Raw genomic sequence first — 25,424 nt, 5'->3', positions numbered from 1 at the left:
GAGGGCCAGGGTGGGGGTAGAGTGGTCGTGCTACAGATAGAATCGGCTCAACCACTCCCCCCATCCCGACCTTCCCCCTCCAAAGGGGGAAGGAGCCCTGCACGTATTGCTACTTACGCTGCCTTCGCCGACTCGATGAAGTCCTGCGCAAAGCGCTGCAGCACGCCGCCCGCTTCGTAGATCGATACTTCTTCCGCGGTATCGAGACGGCAGGTCACCGGCACTTCGACGCGCTCGCCGTTCTTGCGATGGATCACGAGCGTGAGATCGGCGCGCGGCTTGCGCTCGCCCACTACGTCATAGGTTTCGGTACCGTCGATGTTCAAGGTCTTGCGGTTCACGCCCGACTTGAACTCCAACGGCAGCACGCCCATGCCGATCAGGTTGGTGCGATGGATGCGCTCGAAACCTTCCGCAACGATCGCTTCCACACCTGCGAGACGCACGCCCTTGGCCGCCCAGTCGCGTGATGAACCCTGACCGTAGTCAGCGCCAGCGATGATGCACAGCGGCTGCTTGCGCTCCATGTAGGTCTCGATCGCTTCCCACATGCGCATGACCTTGCCTTCCGGTTCCACGCGTGCCAGCGAGCCCTGCTTCATCTGTCCGTCGACCACAGCCATCTCGTTCTTCAAGGTCGGGTTGGCGAAGGTTGCGCGTTGCGCGGTGAGATGGTCGCCGCGGTGCGTCGCATACGAATTGAAGTCCTCTTCCGGCAGACCCATCTTGGCAAGGTATTCACCGGCTGCGGAAGCCGCGAGGATGGCGTTGGACGGCGACAGGTGGTCCGTCGTGATGTTATCCGGCAGCACCGCCAGCGGACGCATGCCCTTCAGCGTACGCTCGCCGGCCAGCGCGCCTTCCCAGTACGGCGGGCGACGAATGTAGGTCGACATCGGGCGCCAGTTGTACAACGGGCTCACCGACGCAGTCGTACCGGTGCGCTGGTCGAACATCGGCACGTAGACCTTGTTGAACATCTCCGGCTTCACGCTGGCCTTGACGATGGCATCGATCTCTTCATCCGTCGGCCACAGGTCCTTCAAGGTGATCGGTTTGCCGTTCTTGTCGGTGCCGAAGGAATCGCGCTCGATGTCGAAGCGCACCGTGCCTGCGATCGCGTAAGCCACGACCAGCGGCGGCGATGCGAGGAACGCCTGCTTCGCGTACGGGTGGATGCGGCCGTCGAAGTTGCGGTTGCCCGACAGGACAGCGGTGGCGTACAGGTCGCGGTCGATGATCTCCTGCTGGATCTTCGGATCGAGCGCGCCGGACATGCCGTTACAGGTCGTGCAGGCGAAGGCCACGATGCCAAAGCCGAGCTTTTCAAGTTCCGACTTCAGACCGGCATCTTCCAGGTAGAGTTCCACCGCCTTCGAACCGGGCGCGAGCGAGGTCTTCACCCACGGCTTGCGGGTCAGGCCGAAGCGGTTTGCATTGCGCGCCAGCAGCGCGGCGGCGATCACGTTGCGCGGATTGGAGGTATTGGTGCAGCTCGTAATGGCCGCGATGATGACCGCGCCGTCCGGCATCTGGCCGGGAACTTCTTCCCATTTGCCGGCAATGCCCTTCGATGCGAGATCGCTCGTTGCCACACGTGCGTGCGGGTTGGACGGACCGGCCATGTTGCGCACGACAGCCGACAGGTCAAACTTCAGCACGCGCTCGTACTGCGCGTTCTTCAGCGTATCGGACCACAGCCCTGCCTGCTTTGCATAGGTCTCGACCAGCTTCACCTGCTCCGCGGAGCGGCCGGTGAGCGTCAGGTAATCGAGCGTCTGCTGGTCGATCGAGAACAGTGCTGCGGTGGCGCCATACTCCGGCGCCATGTTGGAAATGGTAGCGCGGTCGCCCAGCGTCAGCGAGGAAGCGCCTTCGCCGTAGAACTCAAGGTAAGCACCGACCACCTTCGACTTGCGCAGGAATTCGGTGAGCGCCAGCACGATGTCGGTGGCGGTGATGCCGGGCTGGCGCTTGCCAGTGAGCTCAACGCCGACGATCTCCGGCAGGCGCATCCAGGACGCACGACCCAGCATGACGTTTTCGGCTTCGAGGCCGCCCACGCCCACGGCGATCACGCCCAGCGCATCAACATGCGGCGTATGGCTGTCGGTGCCGACGCAGGTGTCAGGGTAAGCCAGGCCATCGATCGCATGGATCACCGGCGACATCTTCTCCAGGTTGATCTGGTGCATGATGCCGTTGCCTGCGGGGATCACATCGACGTTCTTGAACGCTTGCTTGGTCCAGTCGATGAAGTGGAAGCGGTCTTCGTTGCGGCGATCCTCGATTGCGCGGTTCTTGGTAAAGGCGTCCGGATCAAAACCGCCACATTCCACTGCCAGCGAGTGGTCGACGATCAATTGCACCGGCACGACCGGATTCACCAGCGCCGGGTCACCACCCTTGTCGGCGATGGCGTCACGCAGGCCGGCGAGGTCGACCAGCGCAGTCTGGCCGAGAATGTCATGGCAGACGACGCGTGCAGGGAACCAGGGGAAGTCGCGCTCGCGCTTGACCTCGATGAGCTGCTTCAGGCAGTCAGTGAGGATTGCTGGCTCGCAACGGCGCACCAGGTTCTCGGCATGCACGCGGGAGGTATAAGGCAGTTTTTCCCAGGCGCCGGGCTGGATGGCCTCGACCGCGGCGCGGGCATCGAAGTAGTCCAGTTTGGTGCCAGGAAGGGGTTTGCGGTATGCGGTGTTCATGGGATCGATAGTGAAAAAGATGAGTCGAAGTGGGTGCGCCATGCGCACCGCTTTTTCCACAGAATGCGCAGGGTGCGCTGCGCGCGCCCTGTTTCTGCCGCTACGGTTTTCAGCGTCGAACAGAATGCGTCGCGAGCGACCCAAGGGCTGGCCGAGAAGCGGAGCCGTACGCGATGTACGGTGAGCATCGCAGGCCTGTCCTTGGGGTGCGCAGTAGCATTATGTCGACGATGTTACTTGCGCTTGTTGATCGGCACAAACTTCAGATCTTCCGGACCGACATAGTTGGCGCTCGGGCGGATGATCTTGTTGTCGATGCGCTGCTCGATGATGTGCGCAGCCCAGCCGGAAGTACGCGAGATCACGAACAGCGGCGTGAACATCGCGGTCGGCACGCCCATCATGTGATAGGACACGGCGGAGAACCAGTCGAGGTTCGGGAACATCTTCTTGATGTCCCACATCACGCTTTCGAGGCGCTCGGCGATGTCGAACATCTTCATCGAACCGGCATCCTTCGACAGGTTGCGCGCGACTTCCTTGATGACCTTGTTGCGCGGGTCGGACACGGTGTACACCGGGTGACCGAAGCCGATCACGACTTCCTTGTTCTCCACGCGGCGGCGGATGTCGGCTTCCGCCTCGTCCGGATTGTCGTAGCGCTTCTGGATTTCGAAGGCGACTTCGTTCGCGCCGCCATGCTTCGGACCGCGCAGCGCGCCGATCGCACCGGTGATGGCCGAGAACATGTCCGAGCCCGTGCCGGCGATAACACGGCCGGTGAAAGTGGAAGCGTTGAATTCGTGCTCTGCGTAGAGGATCAGCGAGGTATGCATCGCCTTGACCCACAGTTCCGACGGTTCTTTGCCGTGCAGCAGGTGCAGGAAGTGGCCACCGATGGAATCATCGTCGGTCTCGACGTCGATACGGTTGCCGTTGTGGCTGTAGTGGTACCAGTACAGCAGCATGGAACCCAGCGAGGCCATCAGGCGGTCGGCGATGTCGCGCGCGCCCGGCGTGTTGTGGTCATCTTTTTCCGGCAGCACGCAACCCAGCGCGGACACGCCGGAACGCATCACGTCCATCGGATGCGACGAAGCAGGCAGCCATTCCAGCACGGCCTTGACGTTGGCCGGCAGGCCGCGCAGCGACTTCAGCTTGGCCTTGTAGGCCTTCAGCTCGGAAGCCGTCGGCAGCTTGCCATGCACCAGCAGGTGGGCGATTTCTTCGAATTCGCACGCCTCGGCAACGTCGAGGATGTCGTAGCCTCGGTAGTGCAGGTCGTTACCTGTCCTGCCGACGGTGCACAGCGCGGTGTTGCCCGCGGTGACGCCCGACAGCGCCACGGATTTCTTGGGTTTCGGTCCGGTCGTAATTTGTTGTTCGCTCATATAGCCTCCAGGTGGTCACTTAGCCTTTTGTTGCGCAAACAGCGCATCGAGTTTTTGTTCGAAATCGTGGTAGTTGATGCGATCGTACAGTTCCATGCGGGTCTGCATGGTGTCGACCACGTTCTTCTGCGTGCCGTCGCGGCGGATCGCGGTGTAGACGTTTTCCGCAGCCTTGTTCATCGCGCGGAAGGCCGACAGCGGATACAGCACCAGGCCGACGTCCACGCCCTTCAGCTCTTCGACGGTATAGAGCGGCGTTGCGCCGAACTCGGTGATGTTCGCGAGGATCGGCACCTTCACCGCATTGGCGAAGGTCTTGTACATGTCGAGCTGCGTGATCGCTTCCGGGAAGATCATGTCGGCGCCGGCTTCGACGCAGGCCTGCGCGCGGTCGATCGCGGCTTCCAGGCCTTCGACGGCGAGCGCATCGGTGCGGGCCATGATGACGAAGTTTTCATCGGTGCGCGCATCGACGGCGGCCTTGATGCGGTCCACCATTTCCTGCTTGCTCACGATTTCCTTGTTCGGACGATGGCCGCAACGCTTCGCGCCGACCTGGTCTTCGATGTGGATCGCGGCGGCGCCGAACTTGATCATCGACTTCACGGTGCGCGCCACGTTGAACGCGGAGGAACCGAAGCCGGTGTCGACGTCGACCAGCAGCGGCAGATCGCATACGTCGGTGATGCGGCGCACATCGGTCAGCACGTCATCGAGACTGGAAATGCCGAGGTCGGGCAGGCCGAGCGAGCCGGCCGCAACGCCGCCGCCGGACAGGTAGATTGCACGGTAACCGGCGCGTTTTGCCAGCAATGCATGATTGGCATTGATTGCTCCAACGACTTGCAGCGGGGATTCTTCTTTGACCGCCTTGCGGAAGGCGGCACCTGCGGAATGGATTGTCATTTCTTCACCTTGTGGGAACTGTTTCAGTCAGAGAAGCTGCGTCCCCTATTGCAATCGGCGTGCCATCAGGTAACTGTGCTTTAGCGCTTTTCCCATGGCCGGGAAAAACACGTTTTTTCAATGGCTTATGCGGAGACTTATCCTGGATCAATTTTTCGGAATTGTTTCATACTGTGTTACACTTGAAACGTTGAAACGTTCATGAAACATGAGACTCCCACCCCGCCCCACGTCTGACCTGCCTGACAAACCAGTCATCTGGACTGTCTCGATCTCGCGCCTGTCCGACCTGTTCCGCGACATCACGCTGGAATACGACGACCGCGCCATCATCGAGCCCATCCATCATGGCTTTGAAGATGCAGTGCGCCACATCCGCGAGCGCCTCGAAACCGAGCGTTGCGACGCCGTCATCGCCGCCGGTTCCAACGCCGCCTACCTGAAGAGCCGGCTATCCCTGCCGGTGGTGATCGCCAAGGCCAGCGGCTTCGACGTGCTGCAGGCACTTGCCCGCGCGCGCAAGATCTCGCCGGAAATTGGCCTTGTCACGTATCAGGAAACCATGCCCGAGCTGGCCGATTTCCAGGCCACCTTCGGCCTGAAGATCGCACAGCGCACCTACACGACCGAAGAAGATGCGCGCGCGCAGATCAACGAACTCAGGGCGAGCGGAATCCGGGCCATCGTCGGTGCCGGCCTCGTTACAGACCTGGCGCAGGAAGCGGGACTTGCCGGAATCTTCGTCTATTCGGCAGCGTCGATCCGGCAAGCCTTCGAGGACGCGCTCGAAATCGCGCGCTTCACTCAGCTGGAGTCCGGGCGCAGCCGCAACCAGCCAGTGTCCGACACGCTGCGCGCCAAGCATGGCCTGAATGATCTGCGCGGGGATTCGCCGGCGATGCAGGCGGCGCGCCACTCGATCGAACTGTTCGCGAAATCCCCCGCCACCGTGCTGATCCAGGGTGAAACCGGCACCGGCAAGGAACTCGCAGCACAGGCCATCCACCGTGAAAGCCAGCGCGCGCGCCAGCCTTTCGTGGCAATCAACTGCGGTGCAGTGGCCGAGTCGCTGCTGGAATCCGAACTGTTCGGCTACGAGGAAGGCGCGTTCACCGGCTCGCGGCGCGGCGGCCATGCCGGCCTGTTCGAAGCAGCCAATCGCGGCACCTTGTTCCTCGATGAAATCGGCGAGATGCCATTGCAGTTGCAGACGCGCCTGCTGCGCGTGCTGGAGGAACGCGAAGTGGTGCGCGTGGGCGGCACCCGGCCCGTTCCCGTCAACGTGCGCATCATCAGCGCCACGCACTGCGATCTCGACCAGCGCGTGAAGGACGGCCGTTTCCGCGCCGACCTGTTCTATCGCCTCGGCGTATTGCGCCTGACCCTGCCACCCCTGCGCGAGCGCAAGGAAGACCTGGTTCAGTTGGCTGAATGGGGATTGAAGAATGCACTCGCTTCGCTCGGCGCGCGGCCGCATGCGAACCTGCATGCGGAGATCACCGCCTGCGCAGCGCTCTTGTCCAGCTATGCCTGGCCGGGCAATGTGCGCGAGCTGCGCAACCTGATGGAGCGGCTCGCCTTGTTCCTCGCCGCGGAACCGCTGCAGGCGCTCTCGCCGAGTTTCATGATGAAAGCGGCGCCGGAACTGGGCAAGACAGTGGAACAGCCCCCCTCGCTCCAACCGGTCGTCGCGTTGGCATCGGAATCCATCGAGGAAGTCCTCGCGCGCTTCAACGGCAACCGCGAAGCGGCAGCAAAATATCTCGGCATCAGTCGCACCACCTTATGGCGAAAACTAAGCAAGGGCGATCCGGCAGCGCCGACATGACGGCCTCCGATTTGCCCTATCATTGCATGTCCGAAGTTTCCGTAGCGACCTTGCCATGACACAGAATTCCTCCCGTCCCGACACGCCCTGCGTCGCGGTCTGCACCACCACCTTCGACGACGTGTGCCGCGGCTGCGGACGCACGGTCGCCGAAGTAGCCAACTGGGTGTTCATGTCCGAAGAGGAAAAGGAACGCATATGGGCGAGGATCACCGCGGAAGGCTATCCGCGCAGGCAGTCCTGAGGGTGGGCTTGACACACGGTTGAGCGTTCGCAACGCAAGAATTTTTGTCCACGGAACACACGAAAAACACGAAAAATTCTTGTGCCTTTTGTGGCCGCCTTGGGCCGCATGCAGCATATCCGAGGTGTAACGCAAGACATCATCCGCGAGAATCATTTGTCCACAGTAGACAAAAAGAGACACAAAAATTTTCCGTGTCTTCCGTGTTTTCCGTGGGCAAACGCTTTAGTGCCTCAGTCAAGAATCACTCGTCCTTCGCCCCGTCGATCCCGAGCTCATGGATCTTGCGCGTGATGGTATTGCGGCCGATGCCGAGGCGGATTGCGGCATCGTTCTTGCGACCGTGCGTGTGCTTCAGTGCGGTCTTGATCAGGGCTGATTCAAACTGCCGGCCCAGTGCATCCATCACTTCCGGCTGACCGGCCGCGAGCATTTGCGCGGCTTCCGTCTCGAGCAAGGCAACCCAGCTCGCCTTGTCACCCATTCCGTTGCCCATTCCGTTGCCCATTCCGTTGCCGTTTCCGGTCGCGTGCAAGGGCGGCACCAGCACTGCAGCACCGGTGATTGCCGTCTGCAGGCCGGAGGCCTCCGGCTGCGAAAGAAACATCTGTGGTTGGCTGATCGGCTGCGGGGCGGAAGCCTGAGCCGGCGCGTTCGTGGCAGCAGGCGGAATGAACTCTTGCCCGCGCGTCAGCTCGGGCGGCAGGTCCTTGACCTCCACCGCCTGACCGGGCGCCATCACAGTAATCCAGTTGCACAGGTTTTCAAGCTGCCGCACGTTGCCGGGAAAATCCAGACTGGCGAGGAAATGCATGGCGGCATCCGACATGCGCTTGGCCTCGACGCCGAGTTGCTTGGCGCTCTGCGTCAGGAAATGGCGTGTCAGCAGCGGAATGTCTTCGCGCCGCTCGCGCAGGCTGGGCAGGCGCAGGCGGATCACGTTCAGGCGGTGATACAAGTCCTCGCGGAACAAGCCTTCCTTCACGCGATGCTCGAGGTTCTGATGCGTGGCGGCGATCACGCGCACATTCGCCTTCAGCGGTTGATGTCCGCCGACGCGATAGAAATGCCCGTCCGACAGTACCCGCAGCAGGCGCGTCTGGAGGTCGAATGGCATGTCGCCGATTTCGTCAAGGAACAGCGTGCCGCCTTCAGCCTGCTCGAATCGGCCGCGGCGCGTCGCCTGCGCGCCGGTGAAGGCGCCGCGTTCATGGCCGAACAGTTCGGATTCCAGCAAGTCCTTGGGAATCGCAGCCGTGTTCAAGGCGATATACGGCTGCGCAGCGCGCGGACTGTGCTTGTGCAGCGCGCGCGCCACCAGTTCCTTGCCGGTGCCCGACTCGCCCGTGATGAGTACGGTCACGTTGGATTGCGACAGGCGGCCGATGGCACGGAATACGTCCTGCATGGCCGGCGCCTGGCCGAGGATTTCCGGCGTCTCGGCAGCGGCCTGTTCGACATTAGATTCGCGCAGGCTTTCGTCCAGCGCGCGCCGGATCAGCTCCACCGCCTTGTCGATATCGAAGGGCTTGGCAAGATACTCGAACGCGCCGCCCTGGAACGCGGCGACCGCCGAGTCCAGGTCGGAGAATGCGGTGATGACGATGACCGGCAGGCCGGGATGCTTCGCCTTCGCGGCCTGCAGCAATTCGAGGCCGGATTCGCCGGGCATGCGGATATCGGAAACAAGCACCTGCGGATCGCTGGTCTGGAGAGCATTCATCGCCTCTCGTGCGCTGGAAAAACTCCTGGTGGCGAGGTTTTCGCGGGCGAGCGCCTTTTCGAGCACCCAGCGAATCGATTCATCGTCGTCAACAATCCAGATTGGCTTCATATGTGTTCAGTGTCCCGCATCGACGGCAAGGGTTCAAGGCAGCGGTATCAGTATCCGGAAGTCGGTATAACCCGGGCGACTTTCGCATTCGATGACACCCAGGTGCTGTTGCACAAAGTTCTGCGCCAGGGTCAGCCCGAGCCCGCTGCCTCCGTCCGTTCCCGACACCAGCGGATAGAAAATGCGGTCCCGGATGTCGGGCGGAATACCCGGCCCATTGTCGATGATATGCAAATCTAATGCCAGCCTGTAGCGCACCTTCGCGAGCGTAACCTGGCGTGCGATTCGCGTCTGCAGCGTCAGCACCGCATCGCCAGCCTTGATCCGCTCCGACAGCGCCTGCGCCGCGTTGTGCGCGATGTTCAGCACCGCCTGGATCAACTGTTCCTTGTCGCCACGGAATTCCGGCACCGAGAGGTCATAGTCGCGCTTGATCGTCAGCCCGTGCGGAAACTCCGCCATGATCAGGCTGCGCACCCGCTCGCACACTTCATGGATATTGACGTCACCCACAATGTGCGGATGCCGGTGCGGTGCGAGCAGGCGGTCGACGAGGGTCTGGAGGCGGTCCGCCTCCTTGATGATCACCTGGGTGTATTCCCGCAGGTCTTTCGCGTCCCGCTCCGGCAGCTCGAACTCCAGCAATTGCGCGGCGCCACGGATGCCGCCGAGCGGGTTCTTGATTTCATGCGCCAGGTTGCGGATCAGTTCCTTGTTGGCCTGGCTCTGGTCGAGCAGGCGTTCCTCGCGGTCCAGTTTGAGCTGTTGCACGTTCTCGCGCAGCTCGATGAGCACCGGCGTATCCGGATTATCCAGCGGGGTGACGATCACATGGACCTGCAAGGTCTCGCGCCCGACACGCTCCAGCGCCAGGTCGAGGCGCTTGTCGGCAAAGTGATGCTGCACGGCCTCCCGAAACACTTCGTTGAGATGCTCGCCGTTCAGGAACAGCGCATCCAGCCTTTGCCCGCGAAGCGCCTTGACCGATATTTCGAACAAGTGCTCCGCCGCCGTGTTGGCGTACCTGATCCGTGCGTCGGCATCCAGGATCACCACGGCCGAAGAAAGAAGGTCAAGGCCGCTGAACGGGTTTGCTGATGTCTTCACAGGGGTTCCACAAACAAGTCGCCGAAAAATAAAGGCCGCATCGCGCGGCCCCGTTCATGCAAGCGTCATACCTGCGTTCTGTCACGCTTCGGTCACGTTTCTGTCACGCCTACTTCAGGTTATTGATCTCGCGCTTCAAAGCTTCGATATTCTTTGCCGTGCGGTCAATGTCTTCCTTCATCGCCGCCACACGCTCCTGGTACTTCGCGTAATTGTGTTCACTGCCGAGACGCTCGGGCTCGCCGTTGTTGTAATCCTTCTTGAGGTTTGCCAGCTTCTGCTCTTCGCCTTTCAGCTCATCCAGCAGGATCTGCTTGCGGTCGCTGTCGCGCGCCTTTTGCGTGCCGTTGTCGACCTTGGGGAAATCCGATGGCGCGCTGGCCGGCCTCGATGCCGCCGGCACTGCCGGCTTCTTCGCCGGCGCCGGAATCATGGTAATGCCCGGCAGGTCCACCTTCTTGCAACCCTTGGTCGGACCGGTGTTCTTGTACTCCTTCTTGCCGTGCTCGTCGACGCACAGGTACACATCGCTCTGCGCGTGCGCGTAACCCGCTGCAGCCGCCAGCAGGAGCAGCCCGGTGATTTGTCGCTTCATCATCTTTATTTATGGATACCTTAGGGAGCGCTTACTAGTCTAGGGTAAGAATCAAGGCTTTACAAACATTACAAGATAAAACACGTCAAGCCGCAACACTGCGCCTTGTTGCCATGTCGGGGCAATGCAGAATAAAAAAAGCGGGGAAAACCGAAGTTTTCCCCGCCTTGAGATGGATTCCGCCTTGCGGCGAAAGACTGATTACAGCGAGTAATACATGTCGAATTCGATCGGATGGGTCGTCATGCGGAAGCGCTGCACTTCTGCCATCTTCAGTTCGATGTAAGCGTCGATCATGGTGTCGCTGAAGACGCCGCCACGGGTCAGGAATTCGCGGTCCTTGTCGAGGTACTCGAGCGCCTGCTCGAGCGAATGGCAGACGGTCGGGATCAGCGCGTCTTCTTCCGGCGGCAGGTGGTACAGATCCTTCGATGCCGCTTCGCCCGGGTGAATCTTGTTCTGCACGCCGTCCAGACCTGCCATCAGCAGTGCGGCGAAGCCGAGGTACGGATTCATCAGCGGATCCGGGAAGCGCGCTTCAACGCGACGGCCCTTCGGATTCGCAACGTGCGGAATACGGATCGATGCGGAACGGTTCTTCGCCGAATAAGCCAGCTTGACCGGTGCTTCGAAGCCCGGAACCAGACGCTTGTAGGAGTTGGTGCCCGGGTTGGTGATCGCGTTCAGTGCACGTGCATGCTTGATGATGCCGCCGATGTAGTACAGCGCAAACTCGGACAGGCCGGCATAGCCGTCGCCCGCGAACAGGTTCTGGCCATCCTTCCAGACGGACTGGTGGACGTGCATGCCCGAACCGTTGTCGCCAACCAGCGGCTTCGGCATGAAGGTCGCGGTCTTGCCATAGGTATGCGCAACATTCCAGATCACGTACTTCATGTTCTGGGTCCAGTCGGCGCGCTCCACCAGCGTGGAGAACTTGGTGCCGAGTTCGTTCTGGCCGGCGCCCGCGACTTCGTGGTGGTGCACTTCAACCGGAATGCCCATCGCTTCGAGGATGAGCGACATTTCGGAGCGCATGTCCTGGAAGCTGTCGACCGGCGGAACCGGGAAATAGCCGCCCTTGACGGTCGGGCGATGGCCGGTATTGCCGCCTTCGAGTTCCTTGCCGGTGGACCAGGACGCTTCTTCGGAGCCGATCTTCACGAAGCAGCCGGACATGTCGATCTTCCAGCGCACGTTGTCGAAGATGAAGAATTCGGGTTCCGGGCCAAAGTAGGCGGTGTCGCCCAGGCCGGAGGACTTCAGGTAGGCTTCGGCACGCTTGGCGATGGAGCGCGGGTCGCGGTCATAGCCTTTGCCATCGGACGGTTCAATCACATCGCACTGCATGAAGAGGGTGGTCTCTTCCATGAACGGGTCGATGTTGGCAGTGTTCGGATCCGGCATCAGCAACATGTCGGACGCTTCAATGCCCTTCCAGCCGGCGATCGAGGAGCCGTCGAACGCATGGCCGGACTCGAACTTGTCCATGCCAAATTGCGAAACCGGAACGGTAACGTGCTGCTCCTTGCCCCGGGTGTCAGCAAAGCGAAAATCAACGAACTTGACCTCGTTGTCCTTCGCCATCTTCAAGACGTCTGCGGCCGTCATTGCCATGCGAATCTCCTAATGTGAGAAGTGGTACGGATATTGTGGAATTGGTTTGAGCCGACTGTGTTGGCCGTATCACGGTGAATGCAAAACATGCCGAAGTGCGACCAGAAACTCAACCGGCAATGATAGCAGATTCCATGCCACCACCTTGAGAAATCACAAGCTCTCCACTCTGTGGCAAAGCCCCCGAATTCGCGGAAATAATGCGGATTTGAAACGGATTTGGGGCAAAAAGGCGCCTTAACATCACGCACCATAATAGTGCAAATCTAAGCGAACGCACCAATCCAGTGCTCCACGAGTCTTCGGTGGAATTTTCGCACCAACCCGGTGCATCGCCTTTCATTAGGCCCAGGCACCTGGTGGCGCGATAAAATGCTGTCAATCCCACTTTCGAAGGCAGATTCCGATGGATATTCTTGAAACAGCCCGCCAGCGCGGGCAGGAAAAACAGTTGCCCTACGCCGGCGCAGTCACGCCAGCCGAGGCCTATGCCTTGCTCCAGCAGAGCAGCACGGTGAAGCTGGTCGACGTGCGCACTGATGCCGAACGCGACTGGGTGGGACGCGTCGCCATCCCCGATACGCAGCACGCTGCCGTGCAATGGAACCTCTATCCGGGCGGCACGCCCAATCCGGACTTCCTTGACCAGCTGGCCCAGCTTGCCTCGAAAGACAATGTCCTGCTTTTCCTCTGCCGCTCCGGCGTGCGTTCGCGCCATGCCGCGAAGCTGGCGACAGAGCACGGCTACCTGAACTGTTTCGATATCCTTGAAGGTTTCGAGGGCGACAAGGACGCGGAAGGCCATCGCAAGACGGTCGGCGGCTGGTGCAAGGCAGGCCTGCCCTGGGTCGGAGCCTGAGACGCCCCGCCAAAGCCGGAGGCGTTCCCCCGAAACCGGAGGCGTTCCCCCTATTCCGGCTTCATGAGCCCGGCAATGCGTCGCCGCACGAAGTTGATGTGGCTGCGCAGCCCGTACAGTTCGTCGGCGAACGATAGCGGAATCGAGATGCGGTTCACCCGATCCTCGATATCGTTCAGCCGTTCCAGCTGTGCGCGATACACGCTCTCCCGCTTCTCCTGCGAGACGTCCTCGATCGCCTGCTCCACGGCACGCAACTGCCCATACCAGCGGTAGACGCGCGAACGGACCTTCCACACATACAGCGGCGGAATGATGCGCGACAGCGGCAGGATCAGTGCGCCCAGCGCCACTACGACCACCCACATCCGCTCCAGCAGGTTGGCGACCCAGAACGGCAGGTAACGCTGCAGCAACGGCGCCCCGCCCTTGTAGAACTTTTGTGCCGCCGGCGACACGGCAATCTCGGTATAACTGGGTGTTGGAAACTCGTCCTTGCGGTGGAACCACCCCGCGTTGCCATGGATATCCGAAGCCGCCTGCACGAACAGCTCGACCAGTGCCGGATGAAGATCTTCGCGCGCCACCAGCGTCGCCATCGGCGCGATCAGATGGTAGTCCTTGGGCGGAATGTCGCGCCCCAGGTCGACGATCCCGCGCGGCAGAACCACATGGGAGAGAAAAGGAAAGCGCCGCGTGTAGGCTTCGGCCTGCGTGAAATCGAACAGCCTGATGCCTGGCGTCTGCAGCAGCATCTGAATCAGGGGCGCATCCGGCGCGGAGCTGAACACCAGGCCGTCGATACGGCCCGCCAGCAATTCGACGGTAGCCGGCGTATTCTCCAGCGCGCCCAGCGTCAGGTCGGCGGACTCAACGCCATTGACCGACAGGATTTCCTTGAACAGCTTCGGGACGCCCGTACCCTCCGGCCCGACATTGATTTTCAGGCCCTTGAGTTGCGTGAGCTGATGGACATGTTTTGTCTCGCGCAGGAACAGCCATACCGGCTCGGTGAAGAGGCTGCCGAGCGAAACCAGGCCTTTGCGCTCCGCCTCCTCCTGCTCTGTCGAGCCGCTTTGTACAAAGGCGATATCGACGCCGGACGACGGATCCCTCAGCCTCTGCAGATTCTCCAGAGAACCGAGCGAGGGTTTCAGCGTTACGCTGATGCCGACTTTCGCAAGCGCGGCCGCATATTTCTTTCCGAAGGCTTCATATGCGCTGTTTTCCTGTCCGGTGGAGAGCGTGACATACCGTGGCGGAGAGGGATCGACCCACCAATACGCAAGAAGGCAGGTCACGGCAATCGCAATGGCCGCCGGCCCGGCGGCGACCAGCAAATCATGCAATGAAAACCTGGAAAATTTGAGGATCTTTGGCATGTGTGTCCCGATAGAAATCATCGGTCACACCATGCCAAGAAATCCCCGGCGGCGCAAGGGCTGGGAGAGCGGCGACAGGACTTTAGGTTAGCGGGTATTGAGGGCAGACGCCCTGGGCGGCGCCGACACGCGCGCCGGGATCACCTGGCGCCGACGGCCGAATGCGGCCGCGTCCTCGGCGAGGAATTTTGCCGCAATCGAAAACCAGTCTTCGATGGAAAACAGGCGCTGCGCCAGCGGAAGCAGTTCTTTCTCTTCCCTGTCGATCCGCATGCTGATCTTCTCGCAGTACGACTCCATGGCATGGAAGACCTCATTGACCTTGGCGCTGCCGAGATCGAATGCGCCCGCGAGATGATCGCTCACGAAATGAAGCAGGCGTGCCGCCTTCGCGCTCAAGGCCTCGATTTCCTCGATCAATGCCTCAGCCTCCTGCGACACGCCGTGCATCGCAGGAATGAGATACAGCTCGATCTTGCGATTGCGGCAGAACTTGTCGAATTGCACGAGTTTGTTGAAAGCCGTTTCCAGAAAAGCGAAGTCGAAGCCCTGCAGCCCGCGCCATGTCGCCTGGAAATACTGTTTCAAACGGCCAAGCATGCTTCGTGCTTTGTCCTGTTCGGCGCCAATGGCGACGAGCGAATAGGTGGAAGTCAGCATGAGTGCTCCTTGATCTTTTTACTGCCAAAGAAACGTTTCGGAACTTGTCGGATTCCGAACGCGGCGCTACGGCTGCACCACGAAAACCGGGAAGAGGATGCCGAAAAAATGTGTTGGGTGAGTATAGGCTTTTGTCTTTGGAGGCCATTGATAATTCTCAAACAGCCCCTGGAATTGCGGCGATCGACGTATCTACTGAACCGAACTTGGGACTATCTGCAGCGAAACCGCAACATGCGCGGACAATCACAGAAGGTCTGCGGAGCAATGGGAAAGCCAGTGGAGATGAATGCTTCCGGGGATCATTTTCATTTGGAAAACAACCCCCGGGCAAGGAAGGACGAGATGGGACTTGCTCAGCCGAGTTTGACGGCGTGTTCGCGTGTCGTGTGGAAAGTCAGTTGCGGCCAGCGTTCCTGCGTCAGCTTGAGATTGACGCCCGAGGTCGCAAGGTAGGCCATGTTTCCGGCGGCGTCGAAAGCAATGTTGCTGCCAGCCGAAGATTTTTCAAAATCCGCCAGGGCCTTCTTGTCTTCGCAGGTGATCCAGCGCGCGCTGCTGATGCTGGTGCCCTCAAACACCGCGTCGACGCCATATTCGTTCATCAGGCGGCTCGCCACCACTTCGAACTGCAGCACGCCGACCGCGCCAAGGATCAGGTCGCCGCCGTGCACCGGCTTGAATACCTGCACCGCGCCCTCTTCGCCCAGCTGCTGCAATCCCTTGTGCAACTGCTTGATCTTCAGCGGATTGCGAATGCGTACCGTGCGGAAAAAGTCCGGTGCGAAATACGGAATGCCGGTGAACTGCAGCATTTCCCCTTCGGAAAAGCTGTCGCCGATCTGCATGTTGCCGTGATTAGGCAGGCCGATGATGTCGCCCGCATAAGCCTCTTCCACCTGCTCGCGGCTGGAGGCCATGAAGGTCACCACGCTCGATACCTTGATTTCGCGATTCAGCCGCAGGTGCTTGATCTTCATGCCGCGCTCAAAGCGCCCGGAACACACGCGCAGGAACGCGATGCGGTCGCGATGCGCCGGATCCATGTTGGCCTGGATCTTGAACACGAAGCCTGAAAACGGTGCTTCGTCAGGCTCCACCGCGCGCACGGTCGCGTCACGCGAGCGTGGCTGCGGCGCCCAGTCGAGCAGTGCGTTGAGGATTTCGCGCACGCCGAAGTTGTTGATCGCTGACCCGAAGAACACGGGCGTCTGCGTCCCCGCCAGGAAGGCATCGAGGTCGAAAGGATGCGAAGCGCCATGCACCAGTTCAACTTCATTTCTCAGCTGTTCAATCTCGAGCGGGAACATCTCCGTGAGGCGCGGATTGTCGATGCCCTTGATGACTTCGAATTCCTGGTCGGCGCGTTCCTCGCCGGCCTTGAACAGCAGGATCTCGTCGCGCAACAAGTGGTACACGCCGCGAAAGTTCTTGCCCATTCCGATCGGCCACGTCACCGGCGCGCACTGGATCTTCAGTACCGATTCGACCTCGTCGAGCAGTTCCAGCGGATCTCGGGTTTCGCGGTCCATCTTGTTCATGAAGGTCAGGATCGGTGTAGCCCGCATCCGACAGACATTCAACAGCTTGATGGTCTGCTCTTCCACGCCCTTGGCGGCATCGATCACCATCAGCGCCGAGTCCACTGCCGTCAACACTCGGTACGTGTCTTCGGAAAAGTCCTGGTGACCTGGCGTGTCGAGCAGGTTGACCACGTGGTCGCGATATTCGAACTGCATCACCGAGCTGGCAACCGAAATGCCGCGCTGCTTCTCGATTTCCATCCAGTCCGACGTCGCATGGCGGCCGCTCTTGCGCGCCTTCACGGTGCCGGCGAGCTGGATCGCACCGGAGAACAGCAGCAGCTTTTCAGTCAGAGTGGTCTTGCCCGCGTCCGGGTGGGAGATGATGCCGAAGGTGCGTCGGCGCGCGACTTCGCGCGCAATCAGCTCGGTCGGAACCTTGCGGTTTTCTGGTGCGGTGTCGAGCGTGTCGTTCGACGGCAAATCTGTTACGGAGGCCATGTTGCGCCTTAAAAAATGTTCTGGTTGACTGGCATCATGTGGGGATGTCCGATTCCCGCACAAGGCCGAAAGATGAATCAGGGCTGAATGAAGTGTGTACGGTAGTAACGCAGTTCCTCGACTGATTCGATGATGTCGGCCAGCGCCGTGTGCTTCTGGTGCTTCTTGAAGCCGCTTGCAATGGACGGTTTCCAGCGCTTGCACAGTTCCTTCAGTGTCGAGACGTCAAGGTTGCGATAGTGGAAAAACGCCTCCAGCTTCGGCATGCCGCGTGCCATGAAGCGGCGGTCCTGGCAGATGGAGTTCCCGCACATCGGCGATTTGCCGGACGGAACAAAGTGCTTCAGGAAATCGATCAAGGCCTTTTCCGCGTCAGCTTCGCTGATGGTCGAAGCCTTCACGCGGTCGATCAGCCCGGAACGGCCGTGCGTGCCCTTGTTCCAGGCATCCATGCGGTTCAGCACTTCATCCGGCTGATGGATCGCAAAGACGGGGCCTTCGGCCAGCACATTGAGTTCCGAGTCGGTGACGACGACGGCAACCTCGATGATGCGGTCGTTATCCGGGTCGAGGCCGGTCATTTCCATATCCACCCAGACAAGATTGAATTCGTTCGGGCGAGCAGGCGCATTGATCGGGGCTTGAGATTCGGTGGCTTGTGACATAATTGTTTTCCTTGGGGGCTGCCATCAATTTATTCAGGAGTGCCGCGCACCGGCAAGGCCGGGCTGCAATGCATGCGACCCGTTCGCTCCGGGTTCATTCCACAGGGTGCTGCCCACGGAGCCAGCCGGCACTTGCGATGCCATTAATGGCCCACGGCATGCGCCCCGGGGATGAACGGATATCCGAATCGGTTGGGCCGTTCCAAAACCCGCCATTTTCTCACAGGCACAGAATGTCATCACTTGCGTTTTCGGTTTTGTTTGTCACTTTTCTCGTTGTAACCCTGACAGTACGCTTCTGGCTTGCCTCGCGCCACATCCGTCATGTGCTCGCACATCGCAGCGCCGTGCCCGCTGAATTCGCCGAAAAGATCCCATTGTATGCCCATCAGAAGGCCGCGGATTATACCGTTGCCAAGACGAGACTCGGCGTGCTGACCATGCTGGTCAATGCCACCATGCTGATCGGCTTCACCCTGCTGGGCGGATTGCAGGCGCTGTCCGTCAACCTGTTCAAGCTGTTCGGGTCGGGCATGACATACCAGCTCGCCCTGCTTGCCTCATTCGCATTCATCACCGCGGCGGTCGACCTGCCTTTTGATTATTACAAGCAGTTCGTGCTGGAGGCCCGGTTCGGATTCAACAAGATGACCTTGCGCCTGTTCATCTCCGACCTGTTGAAGAACACGCTGGTCGGCATCGTCATCGGCCTGCCCCTGACCTGGGTCATTCTCACCCTCATGGAAAAATCAGGCAACTTGTGGTGGTTCTATGCCTGGCTCGTCTGGAGCGGATTCCAGCTGCTGATGCTGGTGCTTTATCCGACCGTCATCGCACCGCTGTTCAATAAATTCACGCCCTTGCAGGATGAAGGATTGCGCGCCCGCATCGAGGGCCTGATGCATCGCGTCGGCTTCGCGTCCAAGGGCCTGTTCGTGATGGACGGCTCGAAGCGCAGTGCTCATGGCAATGCCTATTTCTCCGGCTTCGGCGCAGCCAAGCGCATCGTGTTCTTCGACACCCTGCTCGCGCGTCTCGGCCCGCAGGAAATCGAGGCCGTGCTGGCGCATGAGCTGGGGCATTTCAAGCTCAAGCATGTCATCAAGCGCATCGCCATGATGTTCCTGCTTTCGCTCGGATTCCTTGCCCTGCTCGGTTACCTGAAAACACAGACCTGGTTCTTCACCGGGCTGGGTGTTGATCCGCTGCTGATCGGCGCCAACGACGCCATGTCGCTGATCCTGTTCATGCTGGTGCTGCCGGTGTTCACCTTTCTGTTCTCTCCGCTGATTTCGGTCACCTCGCGCAAGCATGAGTTCGAGGCCGACGCGTTCGCGGCGAAGCATACCGACGCGCAGGAACTGGTGTCGGCGCTGGTGAAATTGTACGAGGACAATGCATCAACACTGACGCCTGACCCGCTGCACTCCGCGTTCTATGACTCGCACCCGCCTGCCACAGTGCGCATCCAGCATCTGCTGGCGGGCCAATGAACAACAATGAGGAGTCAATCATGGTGACTGCCACTGAACTACTGAACAAGAAATGCCGGCATCTGGAGACCGGATTGACCGATAATGAGATCAAGGAACAACTGGCCGCCGTGGACGACTGGGCGCTCGAGGATGGCAAGATCGTCAAGTCGTACAGCTTCAAGAACTATTACGAAACGCTGGCGTTCGTCAACGCGATTGCTTACGTCATCCATGCCGAAGACCATCACCCCGAACTGGCCGTGACGTACAACCGCTGCGTGGTGAAATTCGACACGCATTCGGTCAATGGCGGGCGCGGCGGCTTATCGGAAAACGACTTCATCTGCGCCGCCAAGGTCGATGCAGTGTTCCAGCAGGCCGCGCGCTGACCGATGAGCGGGCGTATCGACACCAACGGCACCGTCATTGCGGCCCATGGCCGGCATTATCTGGTCCAGGCGGGTGACGCGAAGTTGCAATGCGTTACCCGCGGAAAGAAGAGCGATGTCGCGGTCGGCGATATCGTCCGGCTGAAACAGACCTCGCCGGACCAGGGCGTGATCGAAGCGATCAACGAACGCAGGACACTGCTCTATCGTTCCGACCAGTACAAGTCGAAACTGCTCGCAGCGAATGTCACACAACTATTCATCGTCGTAGCGACCGAGCCGGGTTATTCGGACGACCTGGTTTCTCGCGCCCTGGTGGCGGCCGAAGCGGCGGGCATCAAGACCCATCTCGTCCTGAACAAGATTGACATCACGGACTCGCTGGCGAAGACACGCGAGCGCCTGTCACTGTACACGGGACTGGATTACCCGGTCCACGAAGTCTCGGCGCGCACCATGCCCGAGAAGACCTGCGCCATTCTCAATCCCCTGCTCAAAGGCCATTCGACGATCCTGATCGGCCAGTCGGGCATGGGCAAGTCCTCCCTGATCAACCTGCTGGTGCCGGACGCGGAACTCGCCACGCGGGAAATTTCGGCAGCGCTGGATTCGGGCAAGCACACCACGACCTTTACCCGCCTGTTCATGCTGGATGAGGAAACATCGATCATCGATTCCCCCGGATTTCAGGAATTCGGTCTGTATCACCTGACCGAAGGCATGCTGGAGCGTGCTTTTCGGGAATTCCGACCACACCTTGGAAGTTGCAAATTCTATAACTGTCATCACCTGAACGAACCGGGCTGCGCCGTGCTGGCCGCCGTCGACGCGGGAGCCATTTCCCCCATGCGGCACGCGCTTTACCAGCAGCTCGTGCATGAATCCTCGCAGAAGCTATATTGATCCACGCCAAGCAATGGCGATTCCTTGGCAACGGTTATCTTTTTCAGGAAAAATCCCTTATACTTGAACAAGTTACAAACGTCCGTCCGGCGGCAGGCGCCAACTTGCCGCCGTTTTCATTTATGGCAATCAAACACTTCCTTCAGTTTTCTGACTTTACGCTTGAAGAGTTCGAGTACCTGATCGAACGTTCCCGTCTCATCAAGCGCAAGTTCAAGAATTACGAACCCTACCACCCGCTGCTTGACCGCACGCTGGTGATGGTGTTCGAAAAAAATTCGACGCGCACCCGGCTGTCGTTCGAAGCGGGCATGCACCAGCTCGGCGGCGCGGCCATCTACCTCAACACCCGCGACAGCCAGCTTGGCCGCGGCGAGCCGGTGGAAGATGCCGCGCAGGTGATGTCCCGCATGTGCGACATCATCATGATCCGCACCTTCGGCCAGGACATCATCGATCGCTTTGCGAAACATTCGCGCGTGCCGGTCATCAATGGCCTGACCAATGAACACCATCCCTGCCAGGTCCTGGCCGACGTCTTCACCTACATCGAGCATCGCGGTTCCATCGCGGGCAAGACCGTGGCATGGATCGGCGACGCCAACAACATGTTGTATTCCTGGCTGCAGGCAGCGCAGGTGTTCGGCTTCCACGTCAACGTGTCGACACCGAAGCGTTACGAGATCGATCAGTCGCTCGTCGCGGCGGACAACAAGAACTACACGACCTTCGCCAATCCAGCCGACGCCTGCGACGGCGCGGACCTGGTAACGACGGACGTGTGGACCAGCATGGGCTACGAGGAAGAAAACGCGGTGCGCCTGAAGGCCTTCCACGGGTGGATCGTGGACAGCGAAAAGATGAAGCGCGCCCACCCCGACGCCCTCTTCATGCACTGCCTGCCCGCGCATCGCGGCGAGGAAGTCTCCGCCGAAGTCATCGACGGCCCGCAGTCGGTCGTGTGGGACGAAGCCGAGAACCGCCTGCACGTCCAGAAGGCGCTGCTTGAATACCTGGTCCTGGGCAAGCTGGATTGATCTGACACAGCCTGACCGGTTCCTCATCGTCTTTCCCAAAATCACAAGCGAAGCAAAATCATGTCGACCATACTTCAGTCCGTCCCTGTCAATCAGAAAGTGGGCATCGCCTTTTCCGGCGGCCTCGATACCAGTGCGGCCCTGCACTGGATGCGCCAAAAAGGCGCCATTCCTTACGCTTACACCGCGAACCTCGGCCAGCCCGACGAACCCGATTACGATGCCATTCCGAAAAAGGCGAAGCTGTATGGCGCCGAACAGGCCCGCCTGATCGACTGCCGCGAGCAGCTCGTCGCGGAAGGCTTCGCCGCTCTGCAAAGCGGCGCCTTCCACATCTCGACCGCGGGCGTTACCTACTTCAACACGACGCCGCTCGGCCGTGCAGTGACCGGCACCATGCTGGTCGCCGCGATGCAGGAAGACCAGGTCGACATCTGGGGCGACGGCAGCACCTTCAAAGGCAACGACATCGAGCGTTTCTATCGCTATGGCCTGCTGGTAAATCCGGCACTGCGCATCTACAAGCCTTGGCTCGACCAGCAGTTCATCCAGGAACTCGGCGGCCGCAAGGAAATGTCGGAGTTCCTGATCAAGTCCGGCTTCGACTACAAGATGTCCGTCGAGAAGGCCTATTCGACCGACTCCAACATGCTGGGCGCGACGCACGAGGCAAAAGACCTCGAGCACCTGAACAGCGGCATGAAGATCGTCGAACCGATTATGGGTGTTGCATTCTGGCGCGATGACGTCGAAGTCAAGCGCGAGGAAGTCAGCGTGCGCTTCGAGGAAGGACGTCCGGTCGCACTGAACGGCATCACATTTGCCAGCCAGGTCGACCTGATGATGGAAGCGAACCGCATCGGCGGCCGTCACGGCCTCGGCATGAGCGACCAGATCGAAAACCGCATCATCGAAGCAAAGAGCCGCGGCATCTACGAAGCTCCCGGCCTTGCGCTGCTGTTCATTGCTTACGAACGCCTGATCACCGGCATCCACAATGAAGACACGATCGAGCAGTACCGTGACAACGGCCGCAAGCTCGGCCGCCTGCTGTACCAAGGCCGCTGGTTCGACCCGCAAGCGATCATGCTGCGCGAAGCGTCGCAGCGCTGGGTCGCGCGCGCCATCACCGGTGAAGTCACTATCGAACTGCGCCGCGGTAACGACTACTCGATCCTGAACACCGAATCGCCCAACCTGACCTACCAGCCGGAACGCCTGACGATGGAAAAAGGCGAAGGCGCGTTCACGCCGCAGGACCGCATCGGTCAACTCACGATGCGCAACCTGGACATCACCGATACCCGCGAAAAACTTGGCATCTACAGCAAGGCCGGCCTGCTCTCCGCCAGCTCTTCCGTCGCACTGCCGCGCCTCGACAAGAAGGACTGATGGATGGGAACTGTATTCGGCTTCACTGAAGACCAGATTGCGCACTTCGGTACCACTTGGGGCATTGGCGGACTCATCCTCTTCATGCTGTTCATCATCGGCGAAATCGCCTGGCGTTCGAAAGCCGGCAAGCGCGGGACATTTGTCCTGTTCCTGGTGCTGTCTGTCGGCATGTTCGGTTTCGTCGCCAAGGAGATCCTGCAGGCAGTATTGAAGGTTTGACCTGCGCGAGATGCGTGGCCTGGCGAACTTGCCGTGGCCATGCCCCGCATGCAAGGACCCGCTCCGGGTCCTTTTTTATGCATTGCCCGATTTTTTCCAATCTTCCGAATAGGACCTGACATGACTACGCAATTCGACAACGTTTCCGCCGTCAAGAAAGCCAACATCTACTTCGACGGCAAGTGCGTCTCGCACACCGTTCTGTTTGCCGACGGCACGAAGAAAACCCTCGGCGTGATTTTCCCGTCCTCGCTGACTTTCAATACCGGCGCGCCGGAACGCATGGAACTCAATGCCGGCAAATGCCGCATTCGTCTGAAGGGCGAAGACGCATGGAAGACCTACGAAGGCGGCCAGAGCTTTGACGTGCCGGGCAATTCCAGCTTCGATATCGAAACGCTGGAGACGCTGGACTATGTGTGCCACTTCATCGCGGCCTGATTGTCGTGGCCTGATTGTCGCAGATTGATTGACGCGGACGGTAGCGTGCGCGGCGCGCTGCCGAATACTCAGATGAAAACCGGCTCCGGTTCCAGCATGACACCGAACCTGGACATCACGTCCATCTGAATCGCGTTGGCCAGCGCGGCGATCTCCTGCCCTGTCGCGCCACCTCGATTCACCAGCACAAGCGCCTGCTTCTCGTACACCCCTGCGGCGCCCATGCTCTTTCCTTTCCATCCGCTCTGGTCGATCAGCCATCCTGCAGCAAGCTTGTAGCTGCCGTCAGGCTGAGGATAGCTGACCAGCTTCGGATGGCTGGCCAGCAGCGCGTCGCGCAAGTCAGCCGATACCACCGGATTCTGGAAGAAGCTGCCTGCATTGCCAATCTTGGCGGGGTCCGGCAGCTTGCGGGTACGGATGGCAATGATCGCATCGGCGATATCCTGCGGCCCCGGGGATGCAATGGCACAGGAGGCCAGTTCCTGGGCGACATCGGCATACTGCGTGTGCGCCTGCCATTTTTTCGGCAAGGCAAAGGTCACATCGAGGATCACCACACGGTCGCGCAATGCGTGCTTGAATATGCTGTCGCGATAAGCAAAGCGGCAGGCCTCCTTGTCGAGCATGAAGATTTCGCCCGTGTCGAGATCGAATGCTGTCAGGGAGTGAAAGTAGTCCTTCATTTCAACACCGTAAGCGCCGATGTTCTGGATTGGCGCAGCCCCCACGCTGCCCGGGATGAGCGACAGGTTCTCCAGTCCGCCCATTCCCTGCCCAATCGTCCACTGCACGAACTGGTGCCAGTTCTCGCCCGCGGCAGCCTTGACGTACTTCGCGCCGGCGTCCTCGCCGATGATTTCCACGCCGCTAGTGCACATGTGAAGCACCAGGCCGGCAAAATCGCGCGTCAGGAGCAGGTTGCTGCCGCCGCCGAGCACCAGACGTGGCAGGCGCGCAAGGAAATCGTCGTTCCTCACCTGCCTCAGCATGTCAGCCGACGTAACGCGCAGGTAAGCCTTGGCCGTTGCAGCGACGCCGAAGGTATTCAGGCCCTGCAGGGAAAAATCGTACTGAATGGGAAGGACAGGAGTCATAGCGCGGCATTATATAGGCGTGGGCGGACAGAACCTAGCCACACGATTTTTTGTCGGCTAGAATGCCCCGGTTAATCGAACCACAACGTGGCCTGCCAGACAAGAATGACAACAGGCCTGTTGCCAAACGCGAAAAGAGAGATCAGCCATGCCATCTTTTGATGTCGTATCCGAAGCCAACCTCGTCGAAGTCAAGAATGCCATCGACCAGTCGAACAAGGAAATTTCAACTCGCTTCGACTTCAAGGGCAGCGACGCCCGCGTAGAGCAAAAGGAACGCGAACTCACTGCGTATGCAGACAGCGAATTCCAGCTGAACCAGGTGCGCGACGTGCTGACCGGTAAAATGGTGAAGCGCAATGTCGACGTCCGTTTCCTCGACATCGGTAAGATCGAGAAGATCGGCGGGGACAAGGTCAAGCAGATCATCAAGATCCGCAACGGCATCGAATCCGACGCTGCCAAGAAGATCGTACGCCTTGTCAAGGACAGCAAGTTGAAGGTCCAGGCCAGCATCCAGGGAGATGCCGTGCGTGTGACTGGGGCCAAGCGCGACGACCTGCAATCGGCCATCGCCCTGCTGCGCAAGGAAGTGACGGACCTCCCGCTGGAATTCAACAATTTCCGCGACTGACGCAACACAAATCG

General features: G+C 60.0%; 23 protein-coding genes. 11 read left to right on the top strand and 12 right to left on the bottom strand.

What is annotated here, in order from left to right:
- Window positions 1-113 precede the first annotated feature (113 nt).
- The 3 genes from acnD to prpB all read right to left on the bottom strand — a co-directional run bounded on the left by acnD (window position 114) and on the right by prpB (window position 5,005).
- Window positions 114-2,708 carry a Fe/S-dependent 2-methylisocitrate dehydratase AcnD gene (gene acnD, locus VJ698_RS08425; protein ID WP_324102296.1) on the bottom strand — a complete coding sequence of 865 codons (2,595 nt, stop codon included), beginning with the start codon at window positions 2,706-2,708 and terminating at the stop codon, window positions 114-116.
- 233 nt (window positions 2,709-2,941) lie between these two features.
- Complete coding sequence (prpC, locus tag VJ698_RS08420; protein ID WP_324102295.1) at window positions 2,942-4,099, bottom strand: bifunctional 2-methylcitrate synthase/citrate synthase; 1,158 nt, start codon at window positions 4,097-4,099, stop codon at window positions 2,942-2,944.
- A gap of 15 nt (window positions 4,100-4,114) precedes the next feature.
- Window positions 4,115-5,005, bottom strand: a complete 891-nt coding sequence (gene prpB, locus VJ698_RS08415) for a methylisocitrate lyase (RefSeq protein ID WP_324102294.1) — start codon at window positions 5,003-5,005, stop codon at window positions 4,115-4,117.
- A 208-nt stretch (window positions 5,006-5,213) separates the two neighbouring features.
- Here prpB and prpR point away from each other — a divergent pair, with 208 nt between their 5' ends.
- The gene (gene prpR / locus VJ698_RS08410; RefSeq protein WP_324102293.1) at window positions 5,214-6,833 is read left to right on the top strand and encodes a propionate catabolism operon regulatory protein PrpR; all 1,620 of its coding nucleotides are present in this window, start codon (window positions 5,214-5,216) and stop codon (window positions 6,831-6,833) included.
- Window positions 6,834-6,888: 55 nt separating this feature from the next.
- On the top strand, window positions 6,889-7,077 hold the full coding sequence (locus VJ698_RS08405) for a DUF1289 domain-containing protein (protein ID WP_324102292.1): 189 nt from the start codon (window positions 6,889-6,891) through the stop codon (window positions 7,075-7,077).
- A 244-nt stretch (window positions 7,078-7,321) separates the two neighbouring features.
- Here the strand turns inward: VJ698_RS08405 and ntrC are convergent, their stop codons facing one another.
- The 4 genes from ntrC to glnA all read right to left on the bottom strand — a co-directional run bounded on the left by ntrC (window position 7,322) and on the right by glnA (window position 12,230).
- Window positions 7,322-8,911, bottom strand: a complete 1,590-nt coding sequence (gene ntrC, locus VJ698_RS08400; RefSeq protein WP_324102291.1) for a nitrogen regulation protein NR(I) — start codon at window positions 8,909-8,911, stop codon at window positions 7,322-7,324.
- A gap of 33 nt (window positions 8,912-8,944) precedes the next feature.
- Complete coding sequence (gene glnL, locus VJ698_RS08395; protein ID WP_324102290.1) at window positions 8,945-10,018, bottom strand: nitrogen regulation protein NR(II); 1,074 nt, start codon at window positions 10,016-10,018, stop codon at window positions 8,945-8,947.
- A gap of 109 nt (window positions 10,019-10,127) precedes the next feature.
- The gene (locus tag VJ698_RS08390) at window positions 10,128-10,613 is read right to left on the bottom strand and encodes a DUF4124 domain-containing protein (RefSeq protein ID WP_414691142.1); all 486 of its coding nucleotides are present in this window, start codon (window positions 10,611-10,613) and stop codon (window positions 10,128-10,130) included.
- Window positions 10,614-10,814: 201 nt separating this feature from the next.
- Complete coding sequence (gene glnA / locus VJ698_RS08385) at window positions 10,815-12,230, bottom strand: type I glutamate--ammonia ligase (protein ID WP_324102288.1); 1,416 nt, start codon at window positions 12,228-12,230, stop codon at window positions 10,815-10,817.
- Between the two features lie 406 nt (window positions 12,231-12,636).
- On the opposite strand from glnA, the gene VJ698_RS08380 reads away from it, so the two are divergent.
- A complete protein-coding gene (locus VJ698_RS08380; protein WP_324102287.1) occupies window positions 12,637-13,089 on the top strand; it encodes a rhodanese-like domain-containing protein in 453 nt (150 codons plus the stop codon).
- 50 nt (window positions 13,090-13,139) lie between these two features.
- On the opposite strand, the gene VJ698_RS08375 is transcribed toward VJ698_RS08380, so the two are convergent.
- The 4 genes from VJ698_RS08375 to orn form a co-directional block, all read right to left on the bottom strand.
- The gene (locus VJ698_RS08375; protein ID WP_324102286.1) at window positions 13,140-14,471 is read right to left on the bottom strand and encodes a TAXI family TRAP transporter solute-binding subunit; all 1,332 of its coding nucleotides are present in this window, start codon (window positions 14,469-14,471) and stop codon (window positions 13,140-13,142) included.
- An 87-nt stretch (window positions 14,472-14,558) separates the two neighbouring features.
- Window positions 14,559-15,131 carry a hypothetical protein gene (locus tag VJ698_RS08370; RefSeq protein WP_324102285.1) on the bottom strand — a complete coding sequence of 191 codons (573 nt, stop codon included), beginning with the start codon at window positions 15,129-15,131 and terminating at the stop codon, window positions 14,559-14,561.
- A gap of 356 nt (window positions 15,132-15,487) precedes the next feature.
- Window positions 15,488-17,155, bottom strand: a complete 1,668-nt coding sequence (locus tag VJ698_RS08365) for a peptide chain release factor 3 (RefSeq protein ID WP_324102284.1) — start codon at window positions 17,153-17,155, stop codon at window positions 15,488-15,490.
- 77 nt (window positions 17,156-17,232) lie between these two features.
- A complete protein-coding gene (orn, locus tag VJ698_RS08360; RefSeq protein ID WP_324102283.1) occupies window positions 17,233-17,820 on the bottom strand; it encodes an oligoribonuclease in 588 nt (195 codons plus the stop codon).
- A gap of 233 nt (window positions 17,821-18,053) precedes the next feature.
- On the opposite strand from orn, the gene VJ698_RS08355 reads away from it, so the two are divergent.
- From VJ698_RS08355 to VJ698_RS08325, 7 genes are all read left to right on the top strand, one after another.
- Window positions 18,054-19,313 carry a M48 family metallopeptidase gene (locus tag VJ698_RS08355; RefSeq protein ID WP_324102282.1) on the top strand — a complete coding sequence of 420 codons (1,260 nt, stop codon included), beginning with the start codon at window positions 18,054-18,056 and terminating at the stop codon, window positions 19,311-19,313.
- Between the two features lie 20 nt (window positions 19,314-19,333).
- Window positions 19,334-19,684, top strand: a complete 351-nt coding sequence (locus VJ698_RS08350) for a 4a-hydroxytetrahydrobiopterin dehydratase (RefSeq protein ID WP_324102281.1) — start codon at window positions 19,334-19,336, stop codon at window positions 19,682-19,684.
- 3 nt (window positions 19,685-19,687) lie between these two features.
- Window positions 19,688-20,587 (top strand): ribosome small subunit-dependent GTPase A, encoded by a 900-nt coding sequence (gene rsgA, locus VJ698_RS08345; protein ID WP_324102280.1) that lies wholly within the window; start codon window positions 19,688-19,690, stop codon window positions 20,585-20,587.
- A gap of 122 nt (window positions 20,588-20,709) precedes the next feature.
- On the top strand, window positions 20,710-21,624 hold the full coding sequence (gene argF / locus VJ698_RS08340) for an ornithine carbamoyltransferase (RefSeq protein WP_324102279.1): 915 nt from the start codon (window positions 20,710-20,712) through the stop codon (window positions 21,622-21,624).
- Window positions 21,625-21,684: 60 nt separating this feature from the next.
- Window positions 21,685-23,016 carry an argininosuccinate synthase gene (gene argG, locus VJ698_RS08335; protein WP_324102278.1) on the top strand — a complete coding sequence of 444 codons (1,332 nt, stop codon included), beginning with the start codon at window positions 21,685-21,687 and terminating at the stop codon, window positions 23,014-23,016.
- A gap of 3 nt (window positions 23,017-23,019) precedes the next feature.
- Window positions 23,020-23,238, top strand: a complete 219-nt coding sequence (locus VJ698_RS08330; protein ID WP_324102277.1) for a DUF2788 domain-containing protein — start codon at window positions 23,020-23,022, stop codon at window positions 23,236-23,238.
- Between the two features lie 120 nt (window positions 23,239-23,358).
- Window positions 23,359-23,679, top strand: coding sequence for a pyrimidine/purine nucleoside phosphorylase (locus VJ698_RS08325; RefSeq protein ID WP_324102276.1), 321 nt, complete (start codon window positions 23,359-23,361; stop codon window positions 23,677-23,679).
- Between the two features lie 68 nt (window positions 23,680-23,747).
- Here VJ698_RS08325 and murB read toward each other — a convergent pair whose 3' ends face one another.
- Window positions 23,748-24,776: a UDP-N-acetylmuramate dehydrogenase gene (gene murB, locus VJ698_RS08320; RefSeq protein WP_324102275.1), complete on the bottom strand. Its 1,029-nt coding sequence runs from the start codon at window positions 24,774-24,776 to the stop codon at window positions 23,748-23,750.
- A 148-nt stretch (window positions 24,777-24,924) separates the two neighbouring features.
- On the opposite strand from murB, the gene VJ698_RS08315 reads away from it, so the two are divergent.
- The gene (locus VJ698_RS08315; protein ID WP_324102274.1) at window positions 24,925-25,410 is read left to right on the top strand and encodes a YajQ family cyclic di-GMP-binding protein; all 486 of its coding nucleotides are present in this window, start codon (window positions 24,925-24,927) and stop codon (window positions 25,408-25,410) included.
- Window positions 25,411-25,424: the final 14 nt, after the last annotated feature.

The sequence above is a fragment of the Noviherbaspirillum sp. genome, from assembly GCF_035254685.1.
Lineage (GTDB): Bacteria > Pseudomonadota > Gammaproteobacteria > Burkholderiales > Burkholderiaceae_D > Noviherbaspirillum.
This window is presented reverse-complemented; position numbering and strand designations above follow the sequence as displayed.

Excerpts from the sequence above, each read along its gene's own strand:
- VJ698_RS08370 (WP_324102285.1), bottom strand. The coding sequence starts at position 15,131 with ATGCTGACTTCCACCTATTCGCTCGTCGCCATTGGCGCCGAACAGGAC.
- VJ698_RS08355 (WP_324102282.1), top strand. The coding sequence starts at position 18,054 with ATGTCATCACTTGCGTTTTCGGTTTTGTTTGTCACTTTTCTCGTTGTA.
- murB (WP_324102275.1), bottom strand. The coding sequence starts at position 24,776 with ATGACTCCTGTCCTTCCCATTCAGTACGATTTTTCCCTGCAGGGCCTG.
- argF (WP_324102279.1), top strand. The coding sequence starts at position 20,710 with ATGGCAATCAAACACTTCCTTCAGTTTTCTGACTTTACGCTTGAAGAG.
- orn (WP_324102283.1), bottom strand. The coding sequence starts at position 17,820 with ATGTCACAAGCCACCGAATCTCAAGCCCCGATCAATGCGCCTGCTCGC.
- VJ698_RS08325 (WP_324102276.1), top strand. The coding sequence starts at position 23,359 with ATGACTACGCAATTCGACAACGTTTCCGCCGTCAAGAAAGCCAACATC.
- ntrC (WP_324102291.1), bottom strand. The coding sequence starts at position 8,911 with ATGAAGCCAATCTGGATTGTTGACGACGATGAATCGATTCGCTGGGTG.
- glnA (WP_324102288.1), bottom strand. The coding sequence starts at position 12,230 with ATGGCAATGACGGCCGCAGACGTCTTGAAGATGGCGAAGGACAACGAG.
- VJ698_RS08390 (WP_414691142.1), bottom strand. The coding sequence starts at position 10,613 with ATGAAGCGACAAATCACCGGGCTGCTCCTGCTGGCGGCTGCAGCGGGT.
- VJ698_RS08350 (WP_324102281.1), top strand. The coding sequence starts at position 19,334 with ATGGTGACTGCCACTGAACTACTGAACAAGAAATGCCGGCATCTGGAG.
- acnD (WP_324102296.1), bottom strand. The coding sequence starts at position 2,708 with ATGAACACCGCATACCGCAAACCCCTTCCTGGCACCAAACTGGACTAC.
- prpC (WP_324102295.1), bottom strand. The coding sequence starts at position 4,099 with ATGAGCGAACAACAAATTACGACCGGACCGAAACCCAAGAAATCCGTG.
- VJ698_RS08405 (WP_324102292.1), top strand. The coding sequence starts at position 6,889 with ATGACACAGAATTCCTCCCGTCCCGACACGCCCTGCGTCGCGGTCTGC.
- prpR (WP_324102293.1), top strand. The coding sequence starts at position 5,214 with ATGAGACTCCCACCCCGCCCCACGTCTGACCTGCCTGACAAACCAGTC.
- rsgA (WP_324102280.1), top strand. The coding sequence starts at position 19,688 with ATGAGCGGGCGTATCGACACCAACGGCACCGTCATTGCGGCCCATGGC.
- prpB (WP_324102294.1), bottom strand. The coding sequence starts at position 5,005 with ATGACAATCCATTCCGCAGGTGCCGCCTTCCGCAAGGCGGTCAAAGAA.
- argG (WP_324102278.1), top strand. The coding sequence starts at position 21,685 with ATGTCGACCATACTTCAGTCCGTCCCTGTCAATCAGAAAGTGGGCATC.
- VJ698_RS08380 (WP_324102287.1), top strand. The coding sequence starts at position 12,637 with ATGGATATTCTTGAAACAGCCCGCCAGCGCGGGCAGGAAAAACAGTTG.
- VJ698_RS08315 (WP_324102274.1), top strand. The coding sequence starts at position 24,925 with ATGCCATCTTTTGATGTCGTATCCGAAGCCAACCTCGTCGAAGTCAAG.
- VJ698_RS08365 (WP_324102284.1), bottom strand. The coding sequence starts at position 17,155 with ATGGCCTCCGTAACAGATTTGCCGTCGAACGACACGCTCGACACCGCA.
- VJ698_RS08330 (WP_324102277.1), top strand. The coding sequence starts at position 23,020 with ATGGGAACTGTATTCGGCTTCACTGAAGACCAGATTGCGCACTTCGGT.
- VJ698_RS08375 (WP_324102286.1), bottom strand. The coding sequence starts at position 14,471 with ATGCCAAAGATCCTCAAATTTTCCAGGTTTTCATTGCATGATTTGCTG.